This is a genomic window from Evansella sp. AB-rgal1, assembly GCF_041820985.1.
Taxonomy (GTDB): domain Bacteria; phylum Bacillota; class Bacilli; order Bacillales; family Salisediminibacteriaceae; genus Evansella.
In genome coordinates this window covers 11720-35171 of record NZ_JBGUAU010000021.1, presented here as the reverse complement: position 1 = coordinate 35171, position 23452 = coordinate 11720, and the positions used below count along the sequence as shown (strand labels likewise).

20 protein-coding genes and 1 other annotated feature (1 of these 21 only partly in view) are annotated in these 23452 nt (G+C 36.1%); of the genes, 15 read left to right on the top strand and 5 right to left on the bottom strand.

Going from position 1 to position 23452, the window contains the following annotated elements; all coding sequences use genetic code 11:
• Positions 1 to 87 precede the first annotated feature (87 nt).
• From ACERII_RS17295 to murC, 7 genes are all read left to right on the top strand, one after another.
• The gene (locus tag ACERII_RS17295) at positions 88 to 1122 is read left to right on the top strand and encodes a PTS sugar transporter subunit IIC (protein ID WP_373643998.1); all 1035 of its coding nucleotides are present in this window, start codon (positions 88 to 90) and stop codon (positions 1120 to 1122) included.
• Between the two features lie 10 nt (positions 1123 to 1132).
• Complete coding sequence (locus ACERII_RS17290; RefSeq protein WP_373643997.1) at positions 1133 to 1453, top strand: thioredoxin family protein; 321 nt, start codon at positions 1133 to 1135, stop codon at positions 1451 to 1453.
• Positions 1454 to 1849: 396 nt separating this feature from the next.
• Positions 1850 to 2647 carry a DUF1444 domain-containing protein gene (locus tag ACERII_RS17285; protein ID WP_373643996.1) on the top strand — a complete coding sequence of 266 codons (798 nt, stop codon included), beginning with the start codon at positions 1850 to 1852 and terminating at the stop codon, positions 2645 to 2647.
• 251 nt (positions 2648 to 2898) lie between these two features.
• Positions 2899 to 5148, top strand: coding sequence for a DNA translocase FtsK (locus ACERII_RS17280; protein ID WP_373643995.1), 2250 nt, complete (start codon positions 2899 to 2901; stop codon positions 5146 to 5148).
• Between the two features lie 181 nt (positions 5149 to 5329).
• On the top strand, positions 5330 to 5518 hold the full coding sequence (locus ACERII_RS17275; protein ID WP_373643994.1) for a hypothetical protein: 189 nt from the start codon (positions 5330 to 5332) through the stop codon (positions 5516 to 5518).
• Positions 5519 to 5647: 129 nt separating this feature from the next.
• Complete coding sequence (locus ACERII_RS17270; protein WP_373643992.1) at positions 5648 to 6760, top strand: nicotinate phosphoribosyltransferase; 1113 nt, start codon at positions 5648 to 5650, stop codon at positions 6758 to 6760.
• Between the two features lie 488 nt (positions 6761 to 7248).
• Positions 7249 to 8556: a UDP-N-acetylmuramate--L-alanine ligase gene (gene murC / locus ACERII_RS17265; protein ID WP_373643991.1), complete on the top strand. Its 1308-nt coding sequence runs from the start codon at positions 7249 to 7251 to the stop codon at positions 8554 to 8556.
• A gap of 131 nt (positions 8557 to 8687) precedes the next feature.
• Here murC and ACERII_RS17260 read toward each other — a convergent pair whose 3' ends face one another.
• The gene (locus tag ACERII_RS17260) at positions 8688 to 9803 is read right to left on the bottom strand and encodes an aminopeptidase (RefSeq protein ID WP_373643990.1); all 1116 of its coding nucleotides are present in this window, start codon (positions 9801 to 9803) and stop codon (positions 8688 to 8690) included.
• Between the two features lie 226 nt (positions 9804 to 10029).
• On the opposite strand from ACERII_RS17260, the gene ACERII_RS17255 reads away from it, so the two are divergent.
• From ACERII_RS17255 to ACERII_RS17220, 8 genes are all read left to right on the top strand, one after another.
• Positions 10030 to 10464, top strand: coding sequence for a DUF948 domain-containing protein (locus ACERII_RS17255; RefSeq protein ID WP_373644056.1), 435 nt, complete (start codon positions 10030 to 10032; stop codon positions 10462 to 10464).
• Positions 10465 to 10496: 32 nt separating this feature from the next.
• Entirely contained in the window at positions 10497 to 11003 is a 507-nt protein-coding gene (locus ACERII_RS17250; RefSeq protein ID WP_373643989.1) for a YtxH domain-containing protein, read from the top strand.
• Between the two features lie 4 nt (positions 11004 to 11007).
• Positions 11008 to 11334 carry a bacillithiol system redox-active protein YtxJ gene (gene ytxJ, locus ACERII_RS17245; protein ID WP_373643988.1) on the top strand — a complete coding sequence of 109 codons (327 nt, stop codon included), beginning with the start codon at positions 11008 to 11010 and terminating at the stop codon, positions 11332 to 11334.
• Between the two features lie 555 nt (positions 11335 to 11889).
• Complete coding sequence (locus ACERII_RS17240) at positions 11890 to 12990, top strand: bifunctional 3-deoxy-7-phosphoheptulonate synthase/chorismate mutase (RefSeq protein ID WP_373643987.1); 1101 nt, start codon at positions 11890 to 11892, stop codon at positions 12988 to 12990.
• A 504-nt stretch (positions 12991 to 13494) separates the two neighbouring features.
• Positions 13495 to 14508, top strand: a complete 1014-nt coding sequence (gene ccpA / locus ACERII_RS17235; RefSeq protein WP_373643986.1) for a catabolite control protein A — start codon at positions 13495 to 13497, stop codon at positions 14506 to 14508.
• A gap of 165 nt (positions 14509 to 14673) precedes the next feature.
• The gene (motP, locus tag ACERII_RS17230) at positions 14674 to 15480 is read left to right on the top strand and encodes a flagellar motor protein MotP (protein ID WP_373643985.1); all 807 of its coding nucleotides are present in this window, start codon (positions 14674 to 14676) and stop codon (positions 15478 to 15480) included.
• Positions 15473 to 16246, top strand: a complete 774-nt coding sequence (gene motS / locus ACERII_RS17225; protein ID WP_373643983.1) for a flagellar motor protein MotS — start codon at positions 15473 to 15475, stop codon at positions 16244 to 16246. The genes motP and motS overlap by 8 nt, the downstream gene beginning before the upstream one ends.
• Positions 16247 to 16528: 282 nt before the next feature.
• On the top strand, positions 16529 to 17233 hold the full coding sequence (locus tag ACERII_RS17220) for a 5'-methylthioadenosine/adenosylhomocysteine nucleosidase (protein WP_373643982.1): 705 nt from the start codon (positions 16529 to 16531) through the stop codon (positions 17231 to 17233).
• Positions 17234 to 17612: 379 nt separating this feature from the next.
• Here the strand turns inward: ACERII_RS17220 and ACERII_RS17215 are convergent, their stop codons facing one another.
• The 4 genes from ACERII_RS17215 to ACERII_RS17200 form a co-directional block, all read right to left on the bottom strand.
• On the bottom strand, positions 17613 to 18770 hold the full coding sequence (locus tag ACERII_RS17215) for an acetoin utilization protein AcuC (protein ID WP_373643981.1): 1158 nt from the start codon (positions 18768 to 18770) through the stop codon (positions 17613 to 17615).
• Complete coding sequence (locus ACERII_RS17210; RefSeq protein ID WP_373643980.1) at positions 18767 to 19408, bottom strand: acetoin utilization AcuB family protein; 642 nt, start codon at positions 19406 to 19408, stop codon at positions 18767 to 18769. Before ACERII_RS17210 ends, ACERII_RS17215 begins: the two co-directional genes overlap by 4 nt.
• 27 nt (positions 19409 to 19435) lie before the next feature.
• The gene (locus tag ACERII_RS17205; RefSeq protein ID WP_373643979.1) at positions 19436 to 20068 is read right to left on the bottom strand and encodes a GNAT family N-acetyltransferase; all 633 of its coding nucleotides are present in this window, start codon (positions 20066 to 20068) and stop codon (positions 19436 to 19438) included.
• 180 nt (positions 20069 to 20248) lie between these two features.
• Complete coding sequence (locus tag ACERII_RS17200) at positions 20249 to 23164, bottom strand: transglycosylase domain-containing protein (protein WP_373643978.1); 2916 nt, start codon at positions 23162 to 23164, stop codon at positions 20249 to 20251.
• A gap of 133 nt (positions 23165 to 23297) precedes the next feature.
• Positions 23298 to 23452 (top strand) — a binding site (T-box leader); it runs 51 nt beyond the window's last position.

Here is a 23452-nt window from a genome sequence, read left to right as displayed (position 1 = left end):
TTCTATGATTATGGATAATTGATGGACTATCTCTTAAAATAATACTATCGAGATAATATCCTAAAAATAAAGGATGGGTGTGAGTAAATGAAAGAATTCTTACATAGGAAGGGAATTAAGCCCTCTTTCAAATTGTATTTTATTGAAGCGCTAAGCTTTATGGCGTTAGGGTTGTTTTCCTCTTTGATTATCGGATTAATAATAAGAACGTTAGGGCAAGAGTTAGGAAGAGTTGACTGGCTCTCCCCTTATATAGCATTTTTGGAGCCAATTGGTTCCACTGCAATGGGATTAATGGGTCCTGCGATAGGTGTTGCGGTAGCCTATGGATTAAAAGCGCCTCGCCTAGTGCTTTTTGCTGCTGCTGTTACGGGAGCTGCTGGAGCAGAATTAGGAGGTCCTGCTGGTGCGTTTCTTTGTGCTCTGATATCCACGGAACTAGGTAAGGTCGTCTCTCAAGAAACAAAAATTGATATTATTGTCACACCATTTGTTACTATTCTAACCGGAGTAGGTACTGCTATGATTATTGGACCGACGATTGCAGACGCATTAGCATCTTTTGGAGATTTTATAGAATGGTCAACAACACAGCAGCCTTTTATCATGGGAATACTATTAGCAGTCTTTATGGGGTTAGCATTAACCGCACCGATATCAAGTGCCGCGATTGCTCTCGTGCTAGGGTTAGATGGTATAGCGGCTGGAGCTGCAACAGTGGGGTGTGCTTCACAAATGGTTGGATTTGCCGTTAGCAGCTATAGAGAAAACGGTTGGTCAGGACTCGTCTCTATGGGAATAGGAACTTCGATGCTTCAAATCGGAAATATAGTGAAGAATCCACTGATACTTATTCCACCAACACTAACTGCGGCCATATTAGGACCGATTACAACGATGGTTTTTCAAATGGAAAACAATGCTGCAGGAGCCGGTATGGGAACGAGCGGTCTTGTAGGTCCTATTATGACAATCAATACGATGGGGAGTTCAACGGAAGTTTTACTAGGGATATTGCTGTTGTATTTCCTTGCTCCGGCCATACTAAGTTTGATATTCTCAGAGTTGTTACGAAAAACGAATGCAATTAAATTTGGAGATATGAAAATAGAACAATCATAGGAGGAGAAAAATGGAACAGTTACAATCGAAAGAACAATTTGATAAGTTCATTCATGGTGATGGAGTTGTATTCATGTTTTCCGCTGGTTGGTGCCCTGATTGTGTAGTAATTGAGCCCCATTTACCAGAAGTAATGGAACAATTCTCAGAGTTTCAATTTTATAAAGTAAATCGAGATGATTTTATTGACCTTTGTCAGGAGTTAGACATTTTCGGTATCCCAAGTTTTATCGTATTTAAAAATGGGGAAGAAGTTCATCGCTTTGTAAGCAAAGACCGTAAAACGAAAGAAGAAATAGTCAACTTCTTACAAGAAGCAAAAGGAAAATAACAGAAAAGGCGTGTTCTACTATTCTTAGAACATGCTTTTTGGGGCCAGGACGTACATCCAATGGAAGTGAAACCTCACCATGGCAGATGACTTTATTAGATGTTTTAGTAAGAATATCTTTATATGGAATGAGTGTAAGCCCATGAGACTCCTGTGGGATTCAGAGCAGAGGCGAGACTTCGGAGCAACGAAGGAGAGTGTAGAAGTCTCGGCAACTCCCCTAGGAAAGCGAGGAGGCTGAAACGAATGGAATACAGACCAACAAAGTTGTTAAAACTAGATAGTTTAAGTTAGCATAGATAATGCGTATTTTCAGGGTAGAACATGAGTATTGAAGTCAGTTCCTTTTGTCGACACGAGAGATCATGATAAACTATGGGAGAGGAGGGCAAGATTATGAAGCCAATTGAAATAAAACGAGCAATAGAAAGCAACTTAAATAATTCGAACTGGGTAACCTCTTACGATAAAAATAGCGAAAGCCTTCGTGTCATTGATAAAGATTATAATAAGGGAGTAACTATTCAGTTGTCTGCCTTACAAGATAAATTTAAAGAGAACAAAGACAAAGCTCTTGAAGATGTTCTTCATTCTGTTAGAGAAGGGTTGCAGCTACTCCGTGCTTCTACAACATTGACGGGGAATGAAAAAAATATATACCCTGTAATTCGATCAACATCATTCCCAACAGAGACACAGGACGGAAAAGAATTTATTTATAGCGATCATACAGCAGAAACACGTATTTTCTATGCTTTAGACCGTGGAAGCTCTTATACATTAATTGATAAAGCTACACTTGAGAATGAAGGAAAAACATTAAACGAAATTCAAGAAATAGCTAAGTTTAATGTGCGCTCTCTGCCCTATTCATTGAAAGAGGATATAGTAGCAGGAAATAAGTTTTACTTTTTGCATTCTGATGATGGGTATGATGCAAGTCGCATCGTGAACGAATCGTTACTTAAGGAAATGGAAAAGAAAATCGAAGGTGAAATGGCTTTAGCTGTTCCACACCAAGATGTTCTTATCATTGCAGATCTTAGAAATGAAACAGGATATGATGTTTTAGCACAAATGGTGTTTCAATTTTTCTCAGAAGGAAGAATTCCTATTACAGCATTACCATTCCTCTATGAAAATGGTGAATTAGAACCTATCTTTATACTTGCACAGAAAAAGCCAAAAAAATAAGATGAAACAAAGTGATTTTGTATTCAAAACATGATGCTAATATCATAAACTCGGCGTTTATTTAAGCCGGGTTTTTATTTGTTTTCGATTAGACTGTGGTGGATGAAGAAAAGTAGAGGGAGGATTTATCCTTCTAAATACACAAAATTACAGATTGTACATAAATAATCATAGTCATATAGTGTCCTTAGTTGTAAAATAAGGATAACTTTCATAATCCACACGAGAATGCATAGAATTAGGTGATGTAAATGGGAAAACGAATGTATAAATTAATTGCTTCGATGAGAGAATGGCTATTCCCTAAGGAAGAACAGCGGTCTGTTGAGAAGAAGCAAGTATATCAAAAGACACAAGGTGTGAATGTTAGAAATACTCCACCCAGGGTAATACATCAATACCCAAAAACAGGGAATTTCCGATTTCCTGTTATAAAAGATGAAGAATTCGGTAGTAAAAAAGAGGGAGTATCCAAAAGAGAAGCTTCAAGAAAAAAGGTCAGTGAAACTGGGAATATGATAAGAACCACAGTCAATAAAGCTAAAAATGACTCAGAATGGAAAAAAAATAAGGATATAAAAAAATCCTCAAAGTTTCAAGGTAATAAATTTTCAGCGACAGTAACGCCGTCACCTATTTATGGATATCGAAAACCTCCGTATAAAAAGGAGACAACATCTTTAGAAACGGACCTAATTAATGCTCCACTTTCTTTAACACAGAAAGCAGATGAAATTTTTGATACTCCTCCACCTATTCATAATAATAATGTTAGTATGGAGATAGCAGGGAATGAGAAATTTCATCAGCCTGAGGAGCAAGCATCAATACAATTAAAACATGATTCAATGATAGAAGAGAAAATTGAAGACGAAACTATTTTTATAGAAAAGCAACAAGACTATGAAATAGTTATAAAAGAGGAAGAAAAACCGGCGACCCAAAATGAAGTTATGGCGAAAGAAGAAACAAACAGAGAAAAAGCAACTTCAAGTGCAAACCAAATTCCTTTTAATGTGATTATGCTTCCGAAAGACAGGGTGAATCATAAAAAGAAGGAAGAGTCTAGAAAACAAGGATATAACTATCCCACTCTTCCATTATTAAATGTTCCATTAGTAGGTAAGGGTGTGGAGGATGATTGGATTACTTCTCAAGTAAAAACATTAAATGAAACATTAGATTATTTTAGTATCCGTGCGAAAGTAGTTCATGTTACTAAAGGCCCATCTGTTACTAGATTTGAAATACAACCAGAACCAGGTGTAAAAGTTAGTAAGATAGTGAATTTAACGGATGACTTAAAATTAAGTCTTGCAGCAAAAGAAATTAGAATGGAAGCTCCGATTCCGGGGAAAAATACTATTGGAATAGAAGTACCGAATGACGTATCACAACCTGTTTTTTTACGAGAAGTACTTAGGCATAAGAACTTTCAACAAGGAACTTCTCCACTCACAGTAGGATTAGGTGTAGATATTTCGGGAGAACCTATTGTTACAGATATTCAAAAAATGCCACATGGACTCATTGCTGGTTCTACGGGTTCTGGTAAAAGTGTTTGCGTAAATTCTATCTTAATCAGTTTAATTTATAAGTCTGCACCTAAGGATGTTCGTTTACTGCTGATTGATCCGAAGATGGTAGAATTAGCTCCCTATAATGGTATTCCTCACCTTGCTTCACCAGTGATAACAGATCCTAAGGAAGCAACAGAAGGATTAAAATGGGCAGTAGCTGAAATGGACCGAAGATATGAATTATTTGCAGCAGAAGGTACAAGAGACTTAATGAGATATAATGAAAAATTAAGAAAAGTAGGAAGAGAGGATAACACTCTACCATACTTGGTTATTGTTGTAGATGAATTAGCTGATCTAATGATGGTTGCACCTAATGATGTGGAAGAAGCAATTTGTCGGATTGCACAAAAAGCAAGAGCTTGTGGAATCCACCTTCTAGTAGCAACTCAACGACCATCCGTCGATGTTATCACGGGCTTAATTAAAGCAAATATTCCAACAAGAATAGCATTCTCTGTTTCTTCTCAAGCAGATTCAAGAACCATATTAGATGGTAGTGGTGCAGAACGGCTATTAGGAAAAGGTGATATGCTTTTCTTAGAAAATGGTTCAGGAAAACCCGTAAGACTTCAAGGAACGTTTGTGTCAGATGATGAAATAGACCGTGTAGTAGAACATGTTAAGAAAGCTGGCAACACAAGTTTCTTATTTGAAAAAGAAACATTACAACATCAAATACTTACAGAAGCGGAAGATGATCTGTTTTCTGAAGCATGTGAATTTGTCTGTGATCAACATTCAGCATCTGCTTCCTTACTACAGAGACAATTTCGAATTGGATACAATCGTGCAGCTCGATTAATTGATGATATGGAGGATAGAGGCTATATTTCTCCATCAAATGGCAGCAAACCAAGAGATGTATATTTGACAAAAGACGAAATAAAAGGAAAAATAAATAAAAAGGGAGAAATTTAGACTACACACTTTCTCTTTTTTTATATAAAATATAGTAATACTGTCACTTTTCATCGACAGGGATGCGTAACAAGCTTTCAAAGGGTTAAAGAAAAATGAAGTGAGTAAGTTTATCTTATACACTTCCAAATGTTTCACCTGATTGAGATTCAGAATCAAAACTACGAGAGGGAGTGTTCACATGCAACAAGTACCTTTAGAAAATTTGGTTCAATCATTATCTCCAGAGTGGCTTCACCTATTGAAAGAAGAAGAACGATCCCAAAGAGTAGTGTTGCGTGATGGGATTCAGCAAGTCAATGAAACTGATTTAATGGAAATAGTGGAAGCAGTAATTAAAGAACATCAGAAATCTTCCTTTTATCAGTAAGACACATTTTTCCTTTCTTGACTGAGCTTTTTATTTATAGTAGTGGAAAGATAGCTTGCCTCCAATTCTTCTGGTGGCAAGCTCCGTTATGAAAATACTTATGTAGATAGTATGTTAGGAGTTATGGTAATGGTAACGAAAGAGATTAGTTTAAAGCTACAAGGTAAAATTAAACGTCTTACAAACGAAACGTTTAAATTTGATGAACGTGTTGGAGAAGGTTGGTTTTCAGCTGTTTACTTTTTGAAAACAAAGCAAATAGCTGAAAAGTACAAGCCTAATAATGTTGTAACAATGCAGTTTTTTCAAAAAAATCATGCAGTTTTATGCGGTACAGATGAAGTTCTAGCTCTCATTAATACGTTTGCTACAAATCCTAAAGAATTAGAAATACACTCTCTTAAAGATGGGGACAAAATTGAACCATTTGAAACGGTTATAACCATCACAGGTCCATATCAATACTTTGGATTTTTAGAAGGTGTAATAGATGGGATTTTGGCAAGGAGAACTTCTGTAGCTACAAATGTATATGAAGTAGTGAAAGCTGCCAAGTCATCAGGAGTAGAAAAGCCAGTTATTTTTATGGGAGATCGAGACGATCATTTCACTCAACAAGCAGGCGATGGATACGCCGCATTTATTGGTGGATCCAAAGCTCAAGCAACTCATGCAATGAATGAATGGTGGGGAAAACGTGGAATGGGCACAATGCCTCATGCACTTATCCAATTATTTGAAGGTGATCTTGTGGCAGCTTGTCGCGCCTACCGTGAAACATTTCCTGAGGATGATTTATTAGCGCTTGTTGACTACAATAATGATGTTATAACAGATTCTTTAAAAGTAGCTAGAGAGTTTGGGCAGGATTTAAAAGGTGTGAGGTTAGATACGTCTAACAACTTAATTGATCAGTACTTTACACGTAATCCAGATGTGTTAGGTACCTTTGACCCACGAGGTGTAAATCCTACACTTTTATTTGCTCTCCGTGAAGCGCTTGATGCAGAAGGTTTCCAGCATGTAAAAATTGTTGCATCAGGTGGATTTGATGCAAAACGAATAAAGAGGTACGAACAAATGGGAGCACCAGTTGATATGTATGGTGTTGGTAGCAGTTTATTAAAAATACATATTGGATTCACTGGGGATAATGTAATCCTTGACGGTAAAGCCCAAGCAAAAACAGGTAGAATATATCGACCAAATCCTCGATTAGAAAAAATAGAGTTTGAAGGTTAAATTCGATAAAACTGTTCAATAATGAAATGTTGAGCAGTTTTTTTCATTCCCGCTCTTCCCTAGGGAAGAGAGTGGGAAGTAGCGAATGGAATCAAACCAACAAAGTAAGCAATGCTAGATAAGTCAAACAACTGAGAACACGTATTTTCAGGGTAGACATATTAATTAATTTTTCAACTATGAATGTAAAGTAAAACACTAGCATAAATATGAAAACAAGAAAGCGGTTCGATTCGTGGAATTTCACCAAAACGAACTAGCATTGATTATTTATCGAGTATTTAAGGTAACAATAAGTAAGAAGATCTAATTCGTAAAAAAATAGGATACTTAGTGACACACATAATATTTTTGCTATAATGGGGAAGTATCAAAATTTGTTATCCCATTATGTAACAATTAGGCATATACTTTAACGATACCTTATGAGATGTCACAATCAAGCGGTACGGCATACTCAGAACCAATGTATTTGTGGAGGTTCAAATATGAAAAGATACCATTTTATTGGAATAAAAGGCTCAGGAATGAGCGCATTAGCTCAAATATTGAGCGATATGAAATATGATGTTCAAGGTTCAGACGTAGAAAAAGTTTTTTTTACTCAAAAACCTTTAGAACAAAAAGGAATACCTCTTCTTCCGTTCCAAAAGGAAAACATTCAAGAAGGTCAGACACTGATTGCTTCCCCTGCTTACAATGAGGAGAACGAAGAGATCCAAGCAGCGACAGAGTTACAAATACCTGTACACAAATATCCCAATTTTCTAGGTGAATTTATTCATCAATTCACTAGTATTGCCGTTACAGGTAGCCACGGGAAAACGTCAACCACTGGGTTACTTGCACATGTACTGCAGGAAGCTAAACCTACATCGTACCTGATTGGAGATGGAACAGGAAAAGGTCAGAAGGACAGTGAATATTTTGTTTTTGAAGCATGTGAGTATAGACGTCATTTCCTTCATTACAAACCTGACTATGCAATTATGACAAATGTAGATTTCGATCATCCGGATTATTTTAATGGGATTAATGATGTATTCGACGCATTCCAAGAAATGGCAATGCAAGTGAAGAAGGCAATCATTGCATGTGGTGACGATGAACATTTACAAAAAATTAATGCTCAAGTTCCTGTCGTTTATTATGGTTTAAATGAAGAACATGATTTTTTCGGAAAAAACATAACGACAGACGAGAATGGCACTCATTTTGATGTATTTGTTCGCAGTTCTTTCTTTGCGTCTTTTACAATCCCAGGCTATGGTAGACATAACGTATTAAACGCATTGGCAGTTATAGCATTATGTCATTATGAGCAAGTGGATGTTGGGATCATCCAATCTAGGTTAAAAACGTTCCAAGGAGTGAAACGACGTTTTAGTGAAAAACAGTTTGGAAGTCAGATTTTAATTGATGATTATGCCCATCATCCTACAGAAATATTTGCAACAATAGAAGCAGCAAAACAAAAATATCCTACTAAAGAAGTAGTGGCTATTTTCCAACCTCACACATTTACTCGTACAAAAACTTTTTTAGATGAATTTGCAGAGAGTCTAAAAGAAGCTGATGTAGTTTATTTATGTGACATATTTTCTTCTGCTCGAGAAAGCAGTGGAGAATTATCGATTCAAGATTTGCTAGATAAAATTCCAGGAGCTTCTCTGATTCAAGAAGAGAGAATGGGAATATTAGCGAAACATGAGGATAGTGTGTTATTGTTTATGGGAGCAGGAGATGTACAAAAATTCCAAACTGCCTATGAGAATACGACAACAACAAAGAACTAATGATACATTTGTTGTGAAAAAAGGGTTTGATCTATGTCAAAGACATTTTGATCAAACCCTTCTTTAGTAAAAGATGAAAAAGTTACAATTTTTCATCTTTGTCTACCTCTAAGCGTTTTGGACTTTCTTTACTACATAAGGTTTTCAGGATTTAGCGGCTCTAAATCACTTACGACAAATCTGCCGTTTTCACGAACTAGTTCGCCATCAAAATAAATATTTCCACCGCCATATTCTGGACGTTGAATATTCACAATGTCCCAATGGACTGCTGAGTCATTCCCGTTGTAGGCATTATCGTATGCTTGGCCTGGAGTAAAGTGAAAACTACCATCGATCTTTTCGTCAAATAAAATATCTTGCATTGGATGAAGAATATATGGATTCACACCAATGGCAAATTCACCGATATATCGAGCCCCTTCATCTGTGTCTAAAATAGCATTTATTTTGTCAGTGTTATTCGAAGTTGCTTTAACTATTTTTCCGTTTTCAAATGTAAATTGAATATTCTCAAATGTGAAGCCTTGGTATGGAGATGCAGTGTTGTATGTAATAGTTCCGTTAATGGAATTTTTTACAGGTGCAGTATAAACTTCTCCATCAGGAATGTTTAGCCTTCCAGCACATTTTATAGCAGGTATATCTTTGATTGAGAAAGTTAAATCTGTTCCTTCACCAGTAATACGAACTTCGTTTGTTTTATTCATACGAACTACTAAGGCATCCATTGCCTGGCTCATTTTTCCGTAATCTAAATTACATACATTAAAATAGAAATCCTCAAAGCCTGCCGTACTCATTTTTGCTAGTTGTGCCATAGAGGAACTAGGGTAACGAAGAACCACCCATTTCGTGCTAGGAACACGAATTTCACGGTGAACCTTTGTACCAACCGTTTTTGAATGTAAACTCATTTTCTCATCAGGTACATCGGATAGTTCATTGATGTTGTCACCTGCACGTAGCCCAATATAAGCATCCATTTGTTTCATTACATGTGCTTCAAAGTCAGCAGTTAATTCTTGTTGTTCTTCTGTAGCACCAAGTAGTAATGAACGGTTTACTTCATGCTCTTTTAGGGAAACGAATGGTATACCACCTGCTTCATATGCTTCTTCCACTAGAGCATTTACTAATTCTTTTTGAACACCAAAATTTTCGATAAGGATTTTTTCTCCTTGTTGAAGGTTTGTTGAATAGTTAATTAAATTCTTGGCTAATGTTTGAATACGAGGATCTCGCATGTTCTTCCTCCTTGTGTGATGAGTAATATGACGAACATATTATATTTTACACAGTTCTATACAAAGAAACTAGTGTTCGGAAAAAGTTATATTATTATATTTCAATTTTTTTTCAAGCAGGAATAAAGAAAAAAGCTGTAGAATGTTAACATAGGGGAGAAGTAGAGGCGTGAAATAGGTTCCACTTTTGAAAAATAGAATCATACTTGGTAAACTAGTAGAGGAGGTGCTTGAATTGGATTGGCTATTATACATAAGTGTAGCGATAATTGCAATTGCATTTGCAATTTTGGTGTATTATTTAATAAAAACGATAATATCAATGAAAAAGACGTTAGATGCTGTTTCGTCTACAGTGGAGGGTCTTCAAAAGCAAGTTGATGGAATAACGAGGGAATCAACAGAACTTCTACATAAGACCAATCGTTTAGCAGAGGACATTCAACAAAAGTCGGATGCCCTAAATTCTGTTTTCTTGGCAGCAAAAGACCTAGGAGATTCTATGCAACGCATCAATTATTCGATCAAAAGGGTATCAGATGTCGTATCTCAAAAAGCAGATGAGCAATCAGATCAAGTGGCCATGGCTGTGAAATGGGGCAATGTGGCTATGTCTTTTTGGGAAAAATGGAAGGCTAAAAAGCAACAAGCAGATAAATAAGAAGATAAAAATAAACGGATGGAGGAGTAAAAATGAGCGATCAAACGAATCGAAACGATCAAAACAACAGCAATGAGATGAATACGAAGGATTTTCTCATCGGTACCTTAATAGGTGGGGTTATTGGCGCTGCAGCAGCTTTAATGGTTGCCCCGAAATCAGGTAGAGAATTACGGAATGATATTAACGAGCAAGCTAAATTTGCAAAAGAAAGAACGGTAGATTGGACAAATCAAGCTGTAGAAAAAGGAAGTGAATTTGCTTCTACTGCAAAAGAAAGCACAACAAATTTTGCTCGTACCGTCAGTGATCAATCCACAACACTTCTTGAAAAAGTGAAGGAACTTTCTCGATCTGTTAGGAGAGATATGGAAGAGTTAACGGAATCAGCAGACAGCTTAACTGACGATTTAGAAGGTATTAGTGAAGAGATTGCAGCTTCTGTGAAAAAAGAGGTGGAGGATCTCCAACGTTCTGTTGAACAACTTGTAAAAGAAGTAGAAGAAAAAGAAAGAAATAAAGAACAAAAGGAGTCTTAATATAATGAGCATCAAGAAGATAGATCAAAATACTGATTTTCAAAAAGTTTTATCCGAGAATACGAAATTCTATTTATTAAAAAATAGCACAACTTGTCCTATAAGTATGGAAGCTTATAATGAAACAAAAGACTTCTCTTCTAATCATGAAGAGATTCCAGTGTTTTATTTAAATGTGCAAGAGTCTAGACCTCTTTCTAATGAGATCGCTGAGACATACAATGTGAAGCATGAGTCACCACAAGTGCTATTATTTGAAGAGGGCAATGTGAAGTGGAATGATTCTCATTGGAGAATAACAAAACAAAGCTTAGAGCAGGCATGGGGATAAAGCGAAAAAGGGAGATGCGTTATAGCTTAGAATATAGCGTGTCTTTTTTTTGCAAATAGGTAAGAAAGTATAACTTTTTTTGAGATTAGAAAGTAACCTAGCTCCAGGCGACATCACCAATTCCAAATAACCTACACGATTAAAAGCAATAAGCGTTTTTTTATCGTGTAGGTTATTTGCATTTCACTGGGTGCAAGGGTGTCGTTATTACGTCGTTATATAGGTTTTCTTGCTATAGTTCTCTTCACTTTTCTGTCTAAGCCGAAATCTATATAATAAGAATCATTTGTTTAAATATCTTAATAATTGTAACAAATTATATCTTTCCACATACTATGATCATTACATATTATTTTAACTTAAAATACTCAGAAACAAAGGTTCGAAAGGAAAAAATAAGATCATTTTTTTATACTATTTCACTTTAACGCTTAAAAGCGTTTAATTAATAAAGAAAAAGTCGTGACATTCATCTTTTTATCGTATATAATAGTCCATAATTAACATGATAACAATATATGTTTTATTTTTATAGTATGGAGAGGGGTAATTAGAATGGGTAATGAACAACTTGAAGAATTAAGAAATCAATTGGATAAAGTAAATTTGCAGTTGATGGAGCTAATTAACGAGAGAGCATCTTTAGTGAAAGAAATAGGGAAAGTGAAAAGTGCACAAGGGGTAAATCGTTTTGATCCTGTACGTGAACGAAAAATGCTTGATTTAATTGCTGAAAATAATAAAGGTCCTTTTGAAACATCTACTTTACAGCATATATTTAAGCAAATCTTTAAAGCTAGCTTAGAAATCCAAGAGGATGATCATCGTAAAGCGTTACTAGTGTCTAGAAAGAAGCATCCAGAAGATACGCTTGTAACAATTAATAATGTTAAAGTTGGAGATGGAAGACAACGATTAATAGCTGGTCCTTGTTCCGTAGAAAGCTATGAGCAAGTAGAAGCTGTAGCAAAAGTGTTAAAAGAAGAGGGAGTTAAGTTCTTACGTGGTGGAGCGTTTAAACCAAGAACATCCCCATATGATTTCCAAGGTTTAGGTGAAGAAGGTTTAAAAATCTTAAAAGATGTTGCAAAGAAATATGATCTAGCAGTAATTAGTGAAATTGTAGCACCTCATGACATTGAAATGGCTTTAGATTATGTAGATGTGATTCAAATCGGAGCAAGAAATATGCAAAACTTTGAGTTATTAAAGGCTGCAGGAAGTGTAAATAAACCTGTATTATTAAAACGTGGTTTATCTGCTACTATTGAAGAATTTATAAATGCTGCAGAGTATATCCACTCCGGTGGAAATGGGAACATTATGCTATGTGAACGTGGAATTAGAACCTATGAAAAAGCAACAAGAAATACTTTAGATATTTCTGCGGTACCAATTTTAAAACAAGAAACTCACTTACCTGTATGGGTTGATGTAACTCATTCTACTGGTCGAAGAGATCTATTGTTACCAACAGCAAAAGCGGCACTAGCTATTGGTGCTGATGGTGTAATGGCAGAAGTACACCCTGATCCTGCAGTAGCATTATCAGATTCAGCTCAACAGATGGATTTCCCTCAATTTAAGGAATTCGTATCCAAATTAGAAGAATCAGGATTATACAAGAGAGAAAGAGAAGCTGCGAATCAAAAATAAAACCGGCTATTAGCAAATGACGGAGATAAATCCTTATAAAAAGATGTAGCCACCTAATTTCAATGGAAAATGTCAAAGTAAATATATAGATGAAGATTTTATGCTTATTCGATAGAGGATATTTTGTAAGGTGCTAGTATACCTTTCAAAATATCCTTTTATTAATGTGATGAAAAAAGAAGACACTTTTAGTAAAAAATTTCTCGCTTACTATGAAAAAGAGAATAGTCTTATTCCATTTGAGAAACGATATAATAAAAGCGATGTGAAACTACAGCTAACCAACGTTTTGGTGATAAATCCCTAATAATTAGGGTGAGTTGAGTGGGAAATATATTTTATTAATGAAAATATCAAAAAAGTTTAATTTTCACTTAAGGAAAAGGGGAAAAATGTCGATATATATGTATAAAGAATTGCGTCCCTCCTTAAAGTGTCGTATCATTACATTAAATTATGAAAGTATGAAAACCATTTTATGTTAATATCCAAGGAGGATGTATAATGAATATTACAATTTATGATGTTGCTCGAGAAGCCAGTGTTTCCATGGCTACAGTTTCTCGTGTTGTTAATGGAAATCCAAATGTGAAACCTACAACAAGGAAAAGAGTGTTAGAAGCGATTGAACGCTTAGGATATCGCCCTAACGCAGTAGCGAGAGGACTAGCCAGTAAGAAAACTACCACTGTAGGTGTGATTATTCCTGATATTTCGAGCATTTTCTTCTCAGAACTTGCACGTGGGATTGAAGATATCGCTACGATGTATAAATATAACATTATTTTGTGTAACTCTGACCAAAATATTGACAAAGAGATCCATCTTATAAATACATTGTTAGAAAAACAAGTAGACGGAATTGTATTCATGGGTGGGGAAATTACAAAGGAGCATGAAGAAACATTTAAGAAATCTCCAGTTCCTATCGTATTATCTGCAACTATTGATAACAAGAAGGAGTTTCCATCTGTAAACATTGACTATGAGCAAGCTTCCTATGATGCAACAAAATCCTTTATTAATGAGGGGCATACGAAAATTGCGATGCTATCAGGAACACTGGAAGACCCAATTAATGGTTATCTTAAATTTTCTGGATACAAGCGTGCTTTAGAAGAAGCGAATATTGAACTAAATGATAATTATATTGTTATTGGTGATTACACGTATGATTCTGGTTTAGAAGCAATGGAAACGTTACTAGCTTTAGAGGACAAGCCAACTGCAATCTTTGCTTCCACAGATGAGATGGCTCTTGGTGTTATCCATGGGGCTCAGGATGCTGGGTATGAAGTACCGAATGATTTTGAAGTAATCGGTTTTGACAATACCCGATTAACAACGATGGTCCGTCCTACATTAACTTCTGTCGTTCAACCAATGTATGATATTGGAGCAGTATCTATGAGATTACTTACAAAATATATGAACAAAGAAGAAGTAAGTGAGAACGTAGTTTTATTGCCACACCGTATAGAGTTTAGACACTCAACAAAAGTCAGTAATGAAAACTAAACGATAGCTTAGGAATCAAGGCATAAATATGGTTAAATCATGTAGGTGTTAATGAATTGAAAAAGAGTGGCTCCTTTATGAACTCCATTATGTTCTACATCTATGCTTCCTAGCTATTACACAACAAACATAGAGATAAAACTGAGCAATTATGGGGAGAGAATTATGAAAAAACTAGATTTATTAACACCTATTGGAATTTTCGTGGGATTATCCATGATTCTATTAGCTATATTTACTAGTTCCGCTGGAGTTGGAGATGCTGGTTCCTTTTTTCAATGGACATCCATTTTTATTGTAATAGGTGGTATGTCAGCTGCAATTCTTATTAACTTTACACTACCTGATCTAAAAACACTTCCAAGCGTTTTTAAAGAATCTTTCCAAACGAGAAATCATGATCTTCAAAAACTAATTTCCACGTTTGTAGATTTATCTTCAAGAGCAAGAAGAGAAGGTTTACTTTCGTTAGAAGCAGGCATTGAAGATGTAGACGATCCATTTATTGTAAAAGGGGTTTTGTTGGCAGTAGATGGGATCGAACCAGATGTAATAAAGGATATTATGATGGCTGAAGTAGTTGCAATGGAAGAACGTCATAAAAAAGGTCGTTATATAATTGAAAAGGCAGGAGAATATGCCCCCGCTTGGGGAATGATTGGAACATTGATAGGTTTAGTACTCATGCTTCAGAACTTAAATGATCCGTCTACCCTTGGACCAAACATGGCAGTTGCGTTATTAACTACTCTGTATGGAACGTTACTTGCTAACTTAGTTTTCTTACCTATGGCAAATAAATTAAGTTTAAGTACGGAAGAAGAAGTATTTGTTAAACAAATTATAATTGAAGGAATAATTGGGGTTCAATCAGGTCAAAACCCAAAAATACTTCAAGAAAAATTAAGTGCATTTCTTCCTAATCATGCTAAGAAAGAGACAGAGGATGAAGGGGAGGAGAATGATGAATAGGAGAAAGACATCTAGAGATACAGATAAAGGTGCACCTAAATGGATGGTAACATTTTCTGACTTGATGACGCTTATTCTTGTATTTTTTATTCTGTTATTCTCTATGTCTGTAGTAGATGATGCTAAATTTAATGCAATCGCTGAGTCGTTTAGAGAACGTTCTATGTTTGACTTTAATCCATCACTTATCCCTTTTGATAATCCAGCAGAGGAAGTTGATAGAGATACTGACCCATATGAACGAGATGATTCGTCTCAGGAAGATTTTCTAGATTCAGATAATGAGGATATGGATAAAGATAAGGAATTGGATGAGTTATTAAAAGAGGTACTAGAATATTTGGAAGCTAATAATTTATTAGATACCATTACAGCAATTAGAAATGAACAGGGTGTAGTATTAGTTCTTCAAGAGCAAGTTTTATTCGAATCTGCTCGTGCACAGATAATCCCTGGTGCTAATGAATTTCTAAAAAAAGTAGGCACACTTCTTGAAACAATTCCTAACGTTATTAAGGTGGAAGGTCATACAGATAGCAGACCTATTAATACTATTCAGTTTCCATCAAACTGGGAATTATCGGGGGCTAGAGCTAGCAGTATCATCCGCCATTTATTAGATAACCATGACTTAGATCCAGCAAGGTTTATTTCTGTTGGTTATGGTGACACTAGACCTGTTGCACCAAATACAACCGTTGAAAATCTGCAAAAAAATCGTAGAGTAGTTATTGTAATTTCTGACCCAACTATAGAGAGTTATTAGTATTTCCGGGGAAATCCTCGGGAATTTTATTTTGTACATGAACTGGTAAATATATTACCGCTACACGATGAAAATGAAGCGAAAGGCTTGTTTTTTAAAAGACCAGAAAGTATAACCTTTTTGAACTTAGAAAGTTGTCTAGCTCCAGGCGCCAGGACCTCGTGTCAAATAACCTGGCCGATTAAAAAGAAATAGCACTTTTTATCGTCCAGAACATTTGCATTTCGGTCCTGAGAGGGCGCCTTACGCTTTTCTTAATAGTGATACAAATGAGGTGACAGGATGAACATTGGTATTATAGGCGCTATGATAGAAGAAGTAGAGTTTTTCTTAGAATCCATTGAAGATTTAAAAGAAGTAAAGAACGGAAATACCTTATTTTATACTGGAACTTGGCACGAACACCATGTAACTATTTGTAAATGCGGGGTAGGTAAGGTAAATGCTGCTATGACAGCGCAACTCCTCATTGATAAATACGAAGTAGAAACAATTATTTTTACTGGTGTAGCAGGTGCATTAGATCAGAAGTTAAACATTCAGGATGTTGTAATTTCTACAAGTTGTCAAGAACATGATATTGATGCAAGCCCACTAGGTTTTCCACGGGGAACGATACCAATGTATGATGGAACGTCTGACTTCCCAGCGGATAAAAAGTTAATTGATACAGCTTACATCGCTGCAAATGAAATTGTACCGAATCATATACAAGTATGGAAAGGCAAAATTGTTAGTGGAGATCAGTTTATTGCAAACAGGGAAGAAGTAAATCAACTGAAAGATCTATTTTCTGCCATATGTGTTGAGATGGAAGGTGCGGCAGTCGCACATGTGGCTAATTTTAACCATATACCTTATGTTGTTCTACGTTCGATCTCTGATAAGGCTAATGGAGAAGCTCCTAATAGCTTCGAGACATTTGTTAAAAATGCAGCAAAAACTTCAGCTGAAATAGTGGAAAGAATAGTGGTTTTGTTGAAATAAGGAGAGAAAGGACTTGTTGGAAGTGAATCCTTTTTTTACAATTAAAGTATAACTTTTTTGACTTTGATAGTTGTCAATCTCCAGGCGCAATCACGTCATGCCAACCACCTATGCCCACATTATGTAGGCATAGGTGGTTTTTGGACACATTGTCTTTGTTAAAAGATAAGAAAGTATAAAATTTTTGGACTTAGAAAGTTGTCTAGCTCCAGGCGCCATGACCTCGTGTCAAATAACCTGGCTGATTAAAAAGTAAAAAGCACTTTTTATCGTCCAGAACATTTGCATTTCGCCGGGAGACAGGATGTCGACATGACGCCGTGCCCACAGGACGTGGGCTGTTCTTAGGCGGAATTGGGGCGCCCTTGCACTTTTCTTATTAGATTATGTCATGAATTAGTTTTAATGTATTCATTACTGTCCGCTCATTTTTTTGTGTAATTACTTCTTTTCTAGGTATTTTCGGATATAATGTAGGTTCATCTAACCAGCTTGCAGGAAGTACGTTTTCAGTTTCTTTTTGCCATTTGTCAATCCAACTAGAAGGGATCGGTTTTCCTTTCATTGATTGGTTTGTCATTTCAAGCCATATGGCAGCCCATGCACGAGGAACAACACGCCAAATATCATAACCACCACCACCAACTGCAATCCAACGTCCTTCACAATATTGGTGAGCTAATTCATGAGCTAATTTAGGAATTTGATGAAATAGATTTAATGTTCCACATAAATGTGTTAATGGATCATAATAATGTGAATCAGCTCCATTTTGTGTAATGATAACATCTGGTTTAAAATAATCTGCGACAGCACGGAAAGTTTTTTCATAAGCAAACAGGAAAGATTCATCTTCAGTGAATGCTTCTAGTGGTACATTAAAAGAATAACCATAACCTTCACCATCACCGCGTTCATTAACATTTCCTGTACCTGGAAATAAAAAACGACCACTTTCATGTATGGATAGTGTGCAGACGTTAGGGTCATCATAAAAAGCCCACTGAACCCCATCACCATGATGTGCATCGGTATCAACGTAGAGTACTCTTGCATTATATTTTCGTCGCATATACTCAATTGCAATGGAGCTATCATTATAAATACAAAATCCAGAAGCTTTCCCACGAAATCCGTGATGCAATCCTCCACCTAAGTTTAGTGCATGTTTATATCCATGTTCAAAAACTAGATCTACTGCGGAGAGGGTTCCACCAACAAGCCAAGCAGCCGCTTCATGCATATTTGGGAAAATAGGTGTATCTTCTGTTCCTAAACCGTATGTTAAGGAATAAGAAGAACGAAACTTGCCACTGCTCGAAGCCTTTACAGCCTCGACGTAATCTGGATCATGAATATATAAAAGTTCTTCGTCTGTTGCCATTCTCGCTGGTAAAACATGTTTTGGGTCAATAGCATGCACTTTCTCTAAAAGATCTTTTGTAAGGATTAGTCTTTTTTGATTAAAGGGATGTTCGTCTGAAAATTTATAGTTTAATTGCTCTGGTGAATAAATGTATGCTGCATCAAAATTCATTCTTTCATCTCCATGTCATTAGGCCATAATATGCTATAACCTTTTTCTTTCAGTGATTTTGTAAGTCGTCGTAAATCGATTCCTTGTAATCGGAAAACAAGAATTTTTTTCTTTACCTCTTTACTAGGATAGACTAACACACTTTGGATATTTATATTATGGAGTTTTACTAGTGAAGCAACTTCGGACAACATTCCAGTTATATTTGGTACTTCTACCTCTAATCTTGATGATGGAAGATCTGCTCCAGTAAGTTTTACAAGTGTACGTAATAGATCTTTTTCTGTTATAATTCCGATTAACTTTCCATCTTCTTCAATAGGTAAACAACTTATGTGATATTCTGTCATAGTATAGGCAGCCTCTTCCACAAAATCATACGGAAGCGCTGTCATTACATCTGTCACCATAATCTCCTTGACAGGCTTATGAAGATATTGGGAACTATCCGTTTCAAAAACCGAAGGACTAGCATCACGTATATCTCGATCAGAGATGATCCCAATGATATCATTATCACCATTCACTACGGGAAGATGGCGAATCTTTTTTTCTAGCATTAATTGAAGTGCTTCGTTTATCGTATGTTCAGGAGTGATTACAATAACATCCGTAATCATAATGTCTTTTATATTCATACTAATCTCCCCTTTTATATGTTAAGATCAGATCATGTATTTATGTTTAAAGCGTATTCTATCAAATTCATGGACTGCATCTGGAGTTACCCTTTTACCAATTTTTGCCATTAAACAGTTTGCAGGATGGGAACAAATTTCAGGATCATCCGTTGCATACCACTCTAATCCACCCGAATTCATCACCTTCTCCATAATGTCTCGGTACTCCCAAATGGATAAACCGGTACCACGTAAATCCCAATGCCAGTAATATTCAGTTGTGATGATAATATAATCTTCCATGGCGTCATCAAGCATGGATAACTGTAATAGGTGTTTGGCTATCTTATAGCCACGATATTTTTGAGAAACCTCGATTGCACCCAATTCTAATAAGTTCTCTAAGTTCACTTCAGACCATCTTTCTAGAGGATCTGGATATAGAAAAATTGCATAACCAATAATTCTCGTACCTTCACGTGCTATGATAATTCTGCTCTCTGGTAGTTCAACTACCTTTAATAAGGCATCATACTGTTTTGCAGGAGGACGAAAAGCGACAAGGCCTTCATCCATTTCGTAGGCTAATAAGGATGCTTTTGTTATAGGTCCTTCAACAACAATGGGGAAATCTTTATTCTCTAGCTCCATGGAATGGAAGGTTTTATTATGTTTCATCAACAAACCACCTTCTTCTGAGTTAAGGGATATTTGTTATATCTTTTACTATATCATATCCGGACATATAGGACATATATTGTCAAAAAATTCTCATATTTATTTTTTTAAAAAAAAGCTGTGTCTTGTAGTCATATAAATGACCAATGACACAACTTTTATTGCTAGTTATCTTTCTTTTTAATATCGTCCTCGGTCCCTACCTGGACGGTCATGTTCATCACCGTTTTCGTTGCCATTCCCATCATCGTCGTCTTCTTCATTTCTTTTTTCTTCTTCTTCTTCTTCCTTGCGTTTACGTTCTTCCTCTTCTTGACGTTTACGTTCTTCTTCTTTTTTCTTTTGCTCTTCAATTGGATCAATATATTCCCCTATAATCGCTTCTTCACTTGGATAGGATTCTCGTCCAGCTACATCGATAGCAGTAACGTAATATGCACCACTTCGTCCTGTATATTCATAATCCTCATCCCATTTAACGCTATTAACGAGAGTAAATTCTACTCCTACCTCCGGAGAATAATATACTCGGTACCCAATGACATCTCCTTCGTGATGTTCACTCCAAGATATTGAACTATCTGTAGCGGAAAGAGATTTTAAAGAATCAGGTGTTTTACCATTATCAGGAGCTTCTTTATCAGGGATTATCATATCCCATTTGTCCGGAATAAATCGAGAGAAATCACTATCTTCACCAAAGTCAAAATACTCTTCTTTTACAGAGACTCCTTCATTTGTAAATTCCAAAGGAGTAGCTTCTAATGCCTTGTATAAATCTCCATCAACTCTTACATAATTAACTCTTGTGAGACTATCATCGACTTCAGTTGGCACAAATCTAGAATTAAATAGATCTGTTGTAACCAATCCTGCTTCACGGCAAAGATCTGAAGGTAGCTTTCCTGATATTCCACAAATCGATTGACGAACAATCCCGCTTGGTGATTCGAATCTTGAAGAAGGTCCGATAAGTTCTGGATCAATTTCATAAGCCGCGTTTATTAATCTAGCCCAAAGCATTTGGGTTCGTTGACCGTAGCTATATCCGTGGATTCTTTGTGGTATATTTCCATAAGCATAACCTAGCCATATGCCCATTGAGATATTAGGATTAAATCCAACAAACCAAGAGTCTCTGATATTGTTAGAAGTACCTGTCTTTCCTGCCCAATCTGCTGATACTTGTAAATATCCAGGTAATCCAGCTGCGGTACCTGGAGAACGTAAAACATCTCTCATCATATCAATCATTAAGTAGGACGTTTGTTCTGAAAATATCTCAATTTCGTTCGTTTCATGTTGGAAAATGATTTGTCCGCTTGATGATTCAATCCGTTCTATCATATAAGGTTCGTATCTTTTTCCATAATTTCCGAAAGTAGAAAATGCACTTGTATTTGCTTCCACGGTCATATCAATTGTTCCCAAGGTTGTAGCAGGGTAAGGTTCGTTGCCAATAAAGTATTTTTCGAATCCATAATTTATTAAGGTTTGGCGTGCTATATCATGAGGGATTTTTTCAAATTCCCTAACAGCAGGAACATTTCGAGATCGGGCCATTGCTTCACGAGCAGTAATTAGACCCAAGTAATTATTATCAAAGTTAGGTACTGGTTTTGCTTCATTCCCTGGATAGTTATATGGAATATCTGGTGTAATAAAGCCAGGTTGGAAAGCCCCGACTTCAAAGCCAACTCCAAAAGTTAATAATGGCTTCATTGTTGAACCAGTTTGACGATCTGCTTGAGTAGCATGATTTAATTGCTCTAATTGATAATCACGTCCACCGATAAAACTGATTATTCTTCCTGTTTTATTATCTATTAACGTGGCTCCAACTTGTTCTGGGCGGATTCGCTCAACTTCTTCACCATGTTCATTAATAACTGTTTCAGTACGGTCATTGGCAAACAAGTTAAATTCTTCTACCACTTTTTGTTGTACGTCATAAATATCTTTATCGATGGTTGTATAAATTCTATACCCATTTCTATGCAGTGTTCTTGTGGCTTCTTCTCTATATCTACTTCTTACTAGACTTCTTTGGCCTGGATCTTCTATTTCGTCAAGATCTATGTTATCTTCATCCATCATTACCTTAGCAAGTATATCAATTGAACGTCTTCTTACTTCATCTGTGATATATGGATAATCCTCTAATCCACTTCTTTGTGGTGGAATGAGGTTTTCAATTATATCATAAGCTAACGCTTCACGGTGCTCTTGCTCAGTAATATACCCCTCTGTTAACATACGGTTTAATACGGTTCTCATTCGGTTTAATCCGGCATCCATATTTTCTTTTACTTGAGCTTCACCGTCTATCCTAGATGTAAATGGTGTATAAGCAAAGGGGCTTTGCGGCAGTCCTGCAATAAATGCAGATTGAGCAATGTTTAAATCCTTTGCATCAACACCAAAAATCCCCTGTGCCGCAGCTTGTACTCCAGCTATTTGTGTTCCGGAAGAGTTCCGTCCATATGGAACAACATTTAAGTAAGCTTCTAGAATTTCTTCTTTATCAAAAAATTGTTCAAGTCGGAGAGCGAGAAGAATTTCTGATGCTTTCCGATCATGTGTTACATCACTTGTTAGTACTTGGTTTTTTATCAATTGCTGTGTTAGTGTACTACCACCTGTTTGCATAGCAGCATTAGAAAAGTCTTGATAAAGTGCACGCAACAATGCTTTTGGAACAATGCCATCGTGCTCAAAGAAATATTCATCTTCCGTTGCAATGACTGCATTAATTACATGAGGAGATATATTTTCTAATGAGACTTCTCGACGTTCTAATGGACTTGGGAGATCTCCGAGCTTAATATCATTCGCAAAATATATTTCTGTAGCTTCCTCATAATCATAAATATCTCGTTGTAGGTCTTCATAACTACGAATAGGCTCGTCCTTTACTAAGGATGCAAAATATCCCGCACCAGCCCCACCTACAAAAAAGACAAGCATTGTCCCTAATATAATAAAAATTAAAAACAAGTTCCATACTACTTGTGAGGTTATTCTTACCCCTTTAAATAACGATTGAGTTCCGCGTCTTTGGAAAATTTTATTGAGAGAAAATCCTTTCTTACTCATATTAATACCTCCTAAAAAGTCATGAATATTATAGCATAAATCAGGAAAGATTTGATAGATTACATATTTTTTTCGCTGCTACATTGACAAAAGGAATGGAAAAGATTACATTAGTTCTTAGAAATATTTATATACTTAGACGTTGAAAAGGAAAAGTAGTTTCCGTCTCCCTGTTTCAGAAAGTCGGTGTAGCTGTGAACCGATACAAAGACGAAAATGAATTACGACCTTGGAGTTATTCTCTGAAAAGAGAACGTAGGAAGGCGTTAACTCACTTGAGAGGAAAAT

Coding starts and splice junctions, on each gene's coding strand:
- ACERII_RS17295 (WP_373643998.1), top strand. CDS start 88: ATGAAAGAATTCTTACATAGGAAGGGAATTAAGCCCTCTTTCAAATTG.
- ACERII_RS17290 (WP_373643997.1), top strand. CDS start 1,133: ATGGAACAGTTACAATCGAAAGAACAATTTGATAAGTTCATTCATGGT.
- ACERII_RS17285 (WP_373643996.1), top strand. CDS start 1,850: ATGAAGCCAATTGAAATAAAACGAGCAATAGAAAGCAACTTAAATAAT.
- ACERII_RS17280 (WP_373643995.1), top strand. CDS start 2,899: ATGGGAAAACGAATGTATAAATTAATTGCTTCGATGAGAGAATGGCTA.
- ACERII_RS17275 (WP_373643994.1), top strand. CDS start 5,330: ATGCAACAAGTACCTTTAGAAAATTTGGTTCAATCATTATCTCCAGAG.
- ACERII_RS17270 (WP_373643992.1), top strand. CDS start 5,648: ATGGTAACGAAAGAGATTAGTTTAAAGCTACAAGGTAAAATTAAACGT.
- murC (WP_373643991.1), top strand. CDS start 7,249: ATGAAAAGATACCATTTTATTGGAATAAAAGGCTCAGGAATGAGCGCA.
- ACERII_RS17260 (WP_373643990.1), bottom strand. CDS start 9,803: ATGCGAGATCCTCGTATTCAAACATTAGCCAAGAATTTAATTAACTAT.
- ACERII_RS17250 (WP_373643989.1), top strand. CDS start 10,497: ATGAGCGATCAAACGAATCGAAACGATCAAAACAACAGCAATGAGATG.
- ytxJ (WP_373643988.1), top strand. CDS start 11,008: ATGAGCATCAAGAAGATAGATCAAAATACTGATTTTCAAAAAGTTTTA.
- ACERII_RS17240 (WP_373643987.1), top strand. CDS start 11,890: ATGGGTAATGAACAACTTGAAGAATTAAGAAATCAATTGGATAAAGTA.
- ccpA (WP_373643986.1), top strand. CDS start 13,495: ATGAATATTACAATTTATGATGTTGCTCGAGAAGCCAGTGTTTCCATG.
- motP (WP_373643985.1), top strand. CDS start 14,674: ATGAAAAAACTAGATTTATTAACACCTATTGGAATTTTCGTGGGATTA.
- motS (WP_373643983.1), top strand. CDS start 15,473: ATGAATAGGAGAAAGACATCTAGAGATACAGATAAAGGTGCACCTAAA.
- ACERII_RS17220 (WP_373643982.1), top strand. CDS start 16,529: ATGAACATTGGTATTATAGGCGCTATGATAGAAGAAGTAGAGTTTTTC.
- ACERII_RS17215 (WP_373643981.1), bottom strand. CDS start 18,770: ATGAATTTTGATGCAGCATACATTTATTCACCAGAGCAATTAAACTAT.
- ACERII_RS17210 (WP_373643980.1), bottom strand. CDS start 19,408: ATGAATATAAAAGACATTATGATTACGGATGTTATTGTAATCACTCCT.
- ACERII_RS17205 (WP_373643979.1), bottom strand. CDS start 20,068: ATGAAACATAATAAAACCTTCCATTCCATGGAGCTAGAGAATAAAGAT.
- ACERII_RS17200 (WP_373643978.1), bottom strand. CDS start 23,164: ATGAGTAAGAAAGGATTTTCTCTCAATAAAATTTTCCAAAGACGCGGA.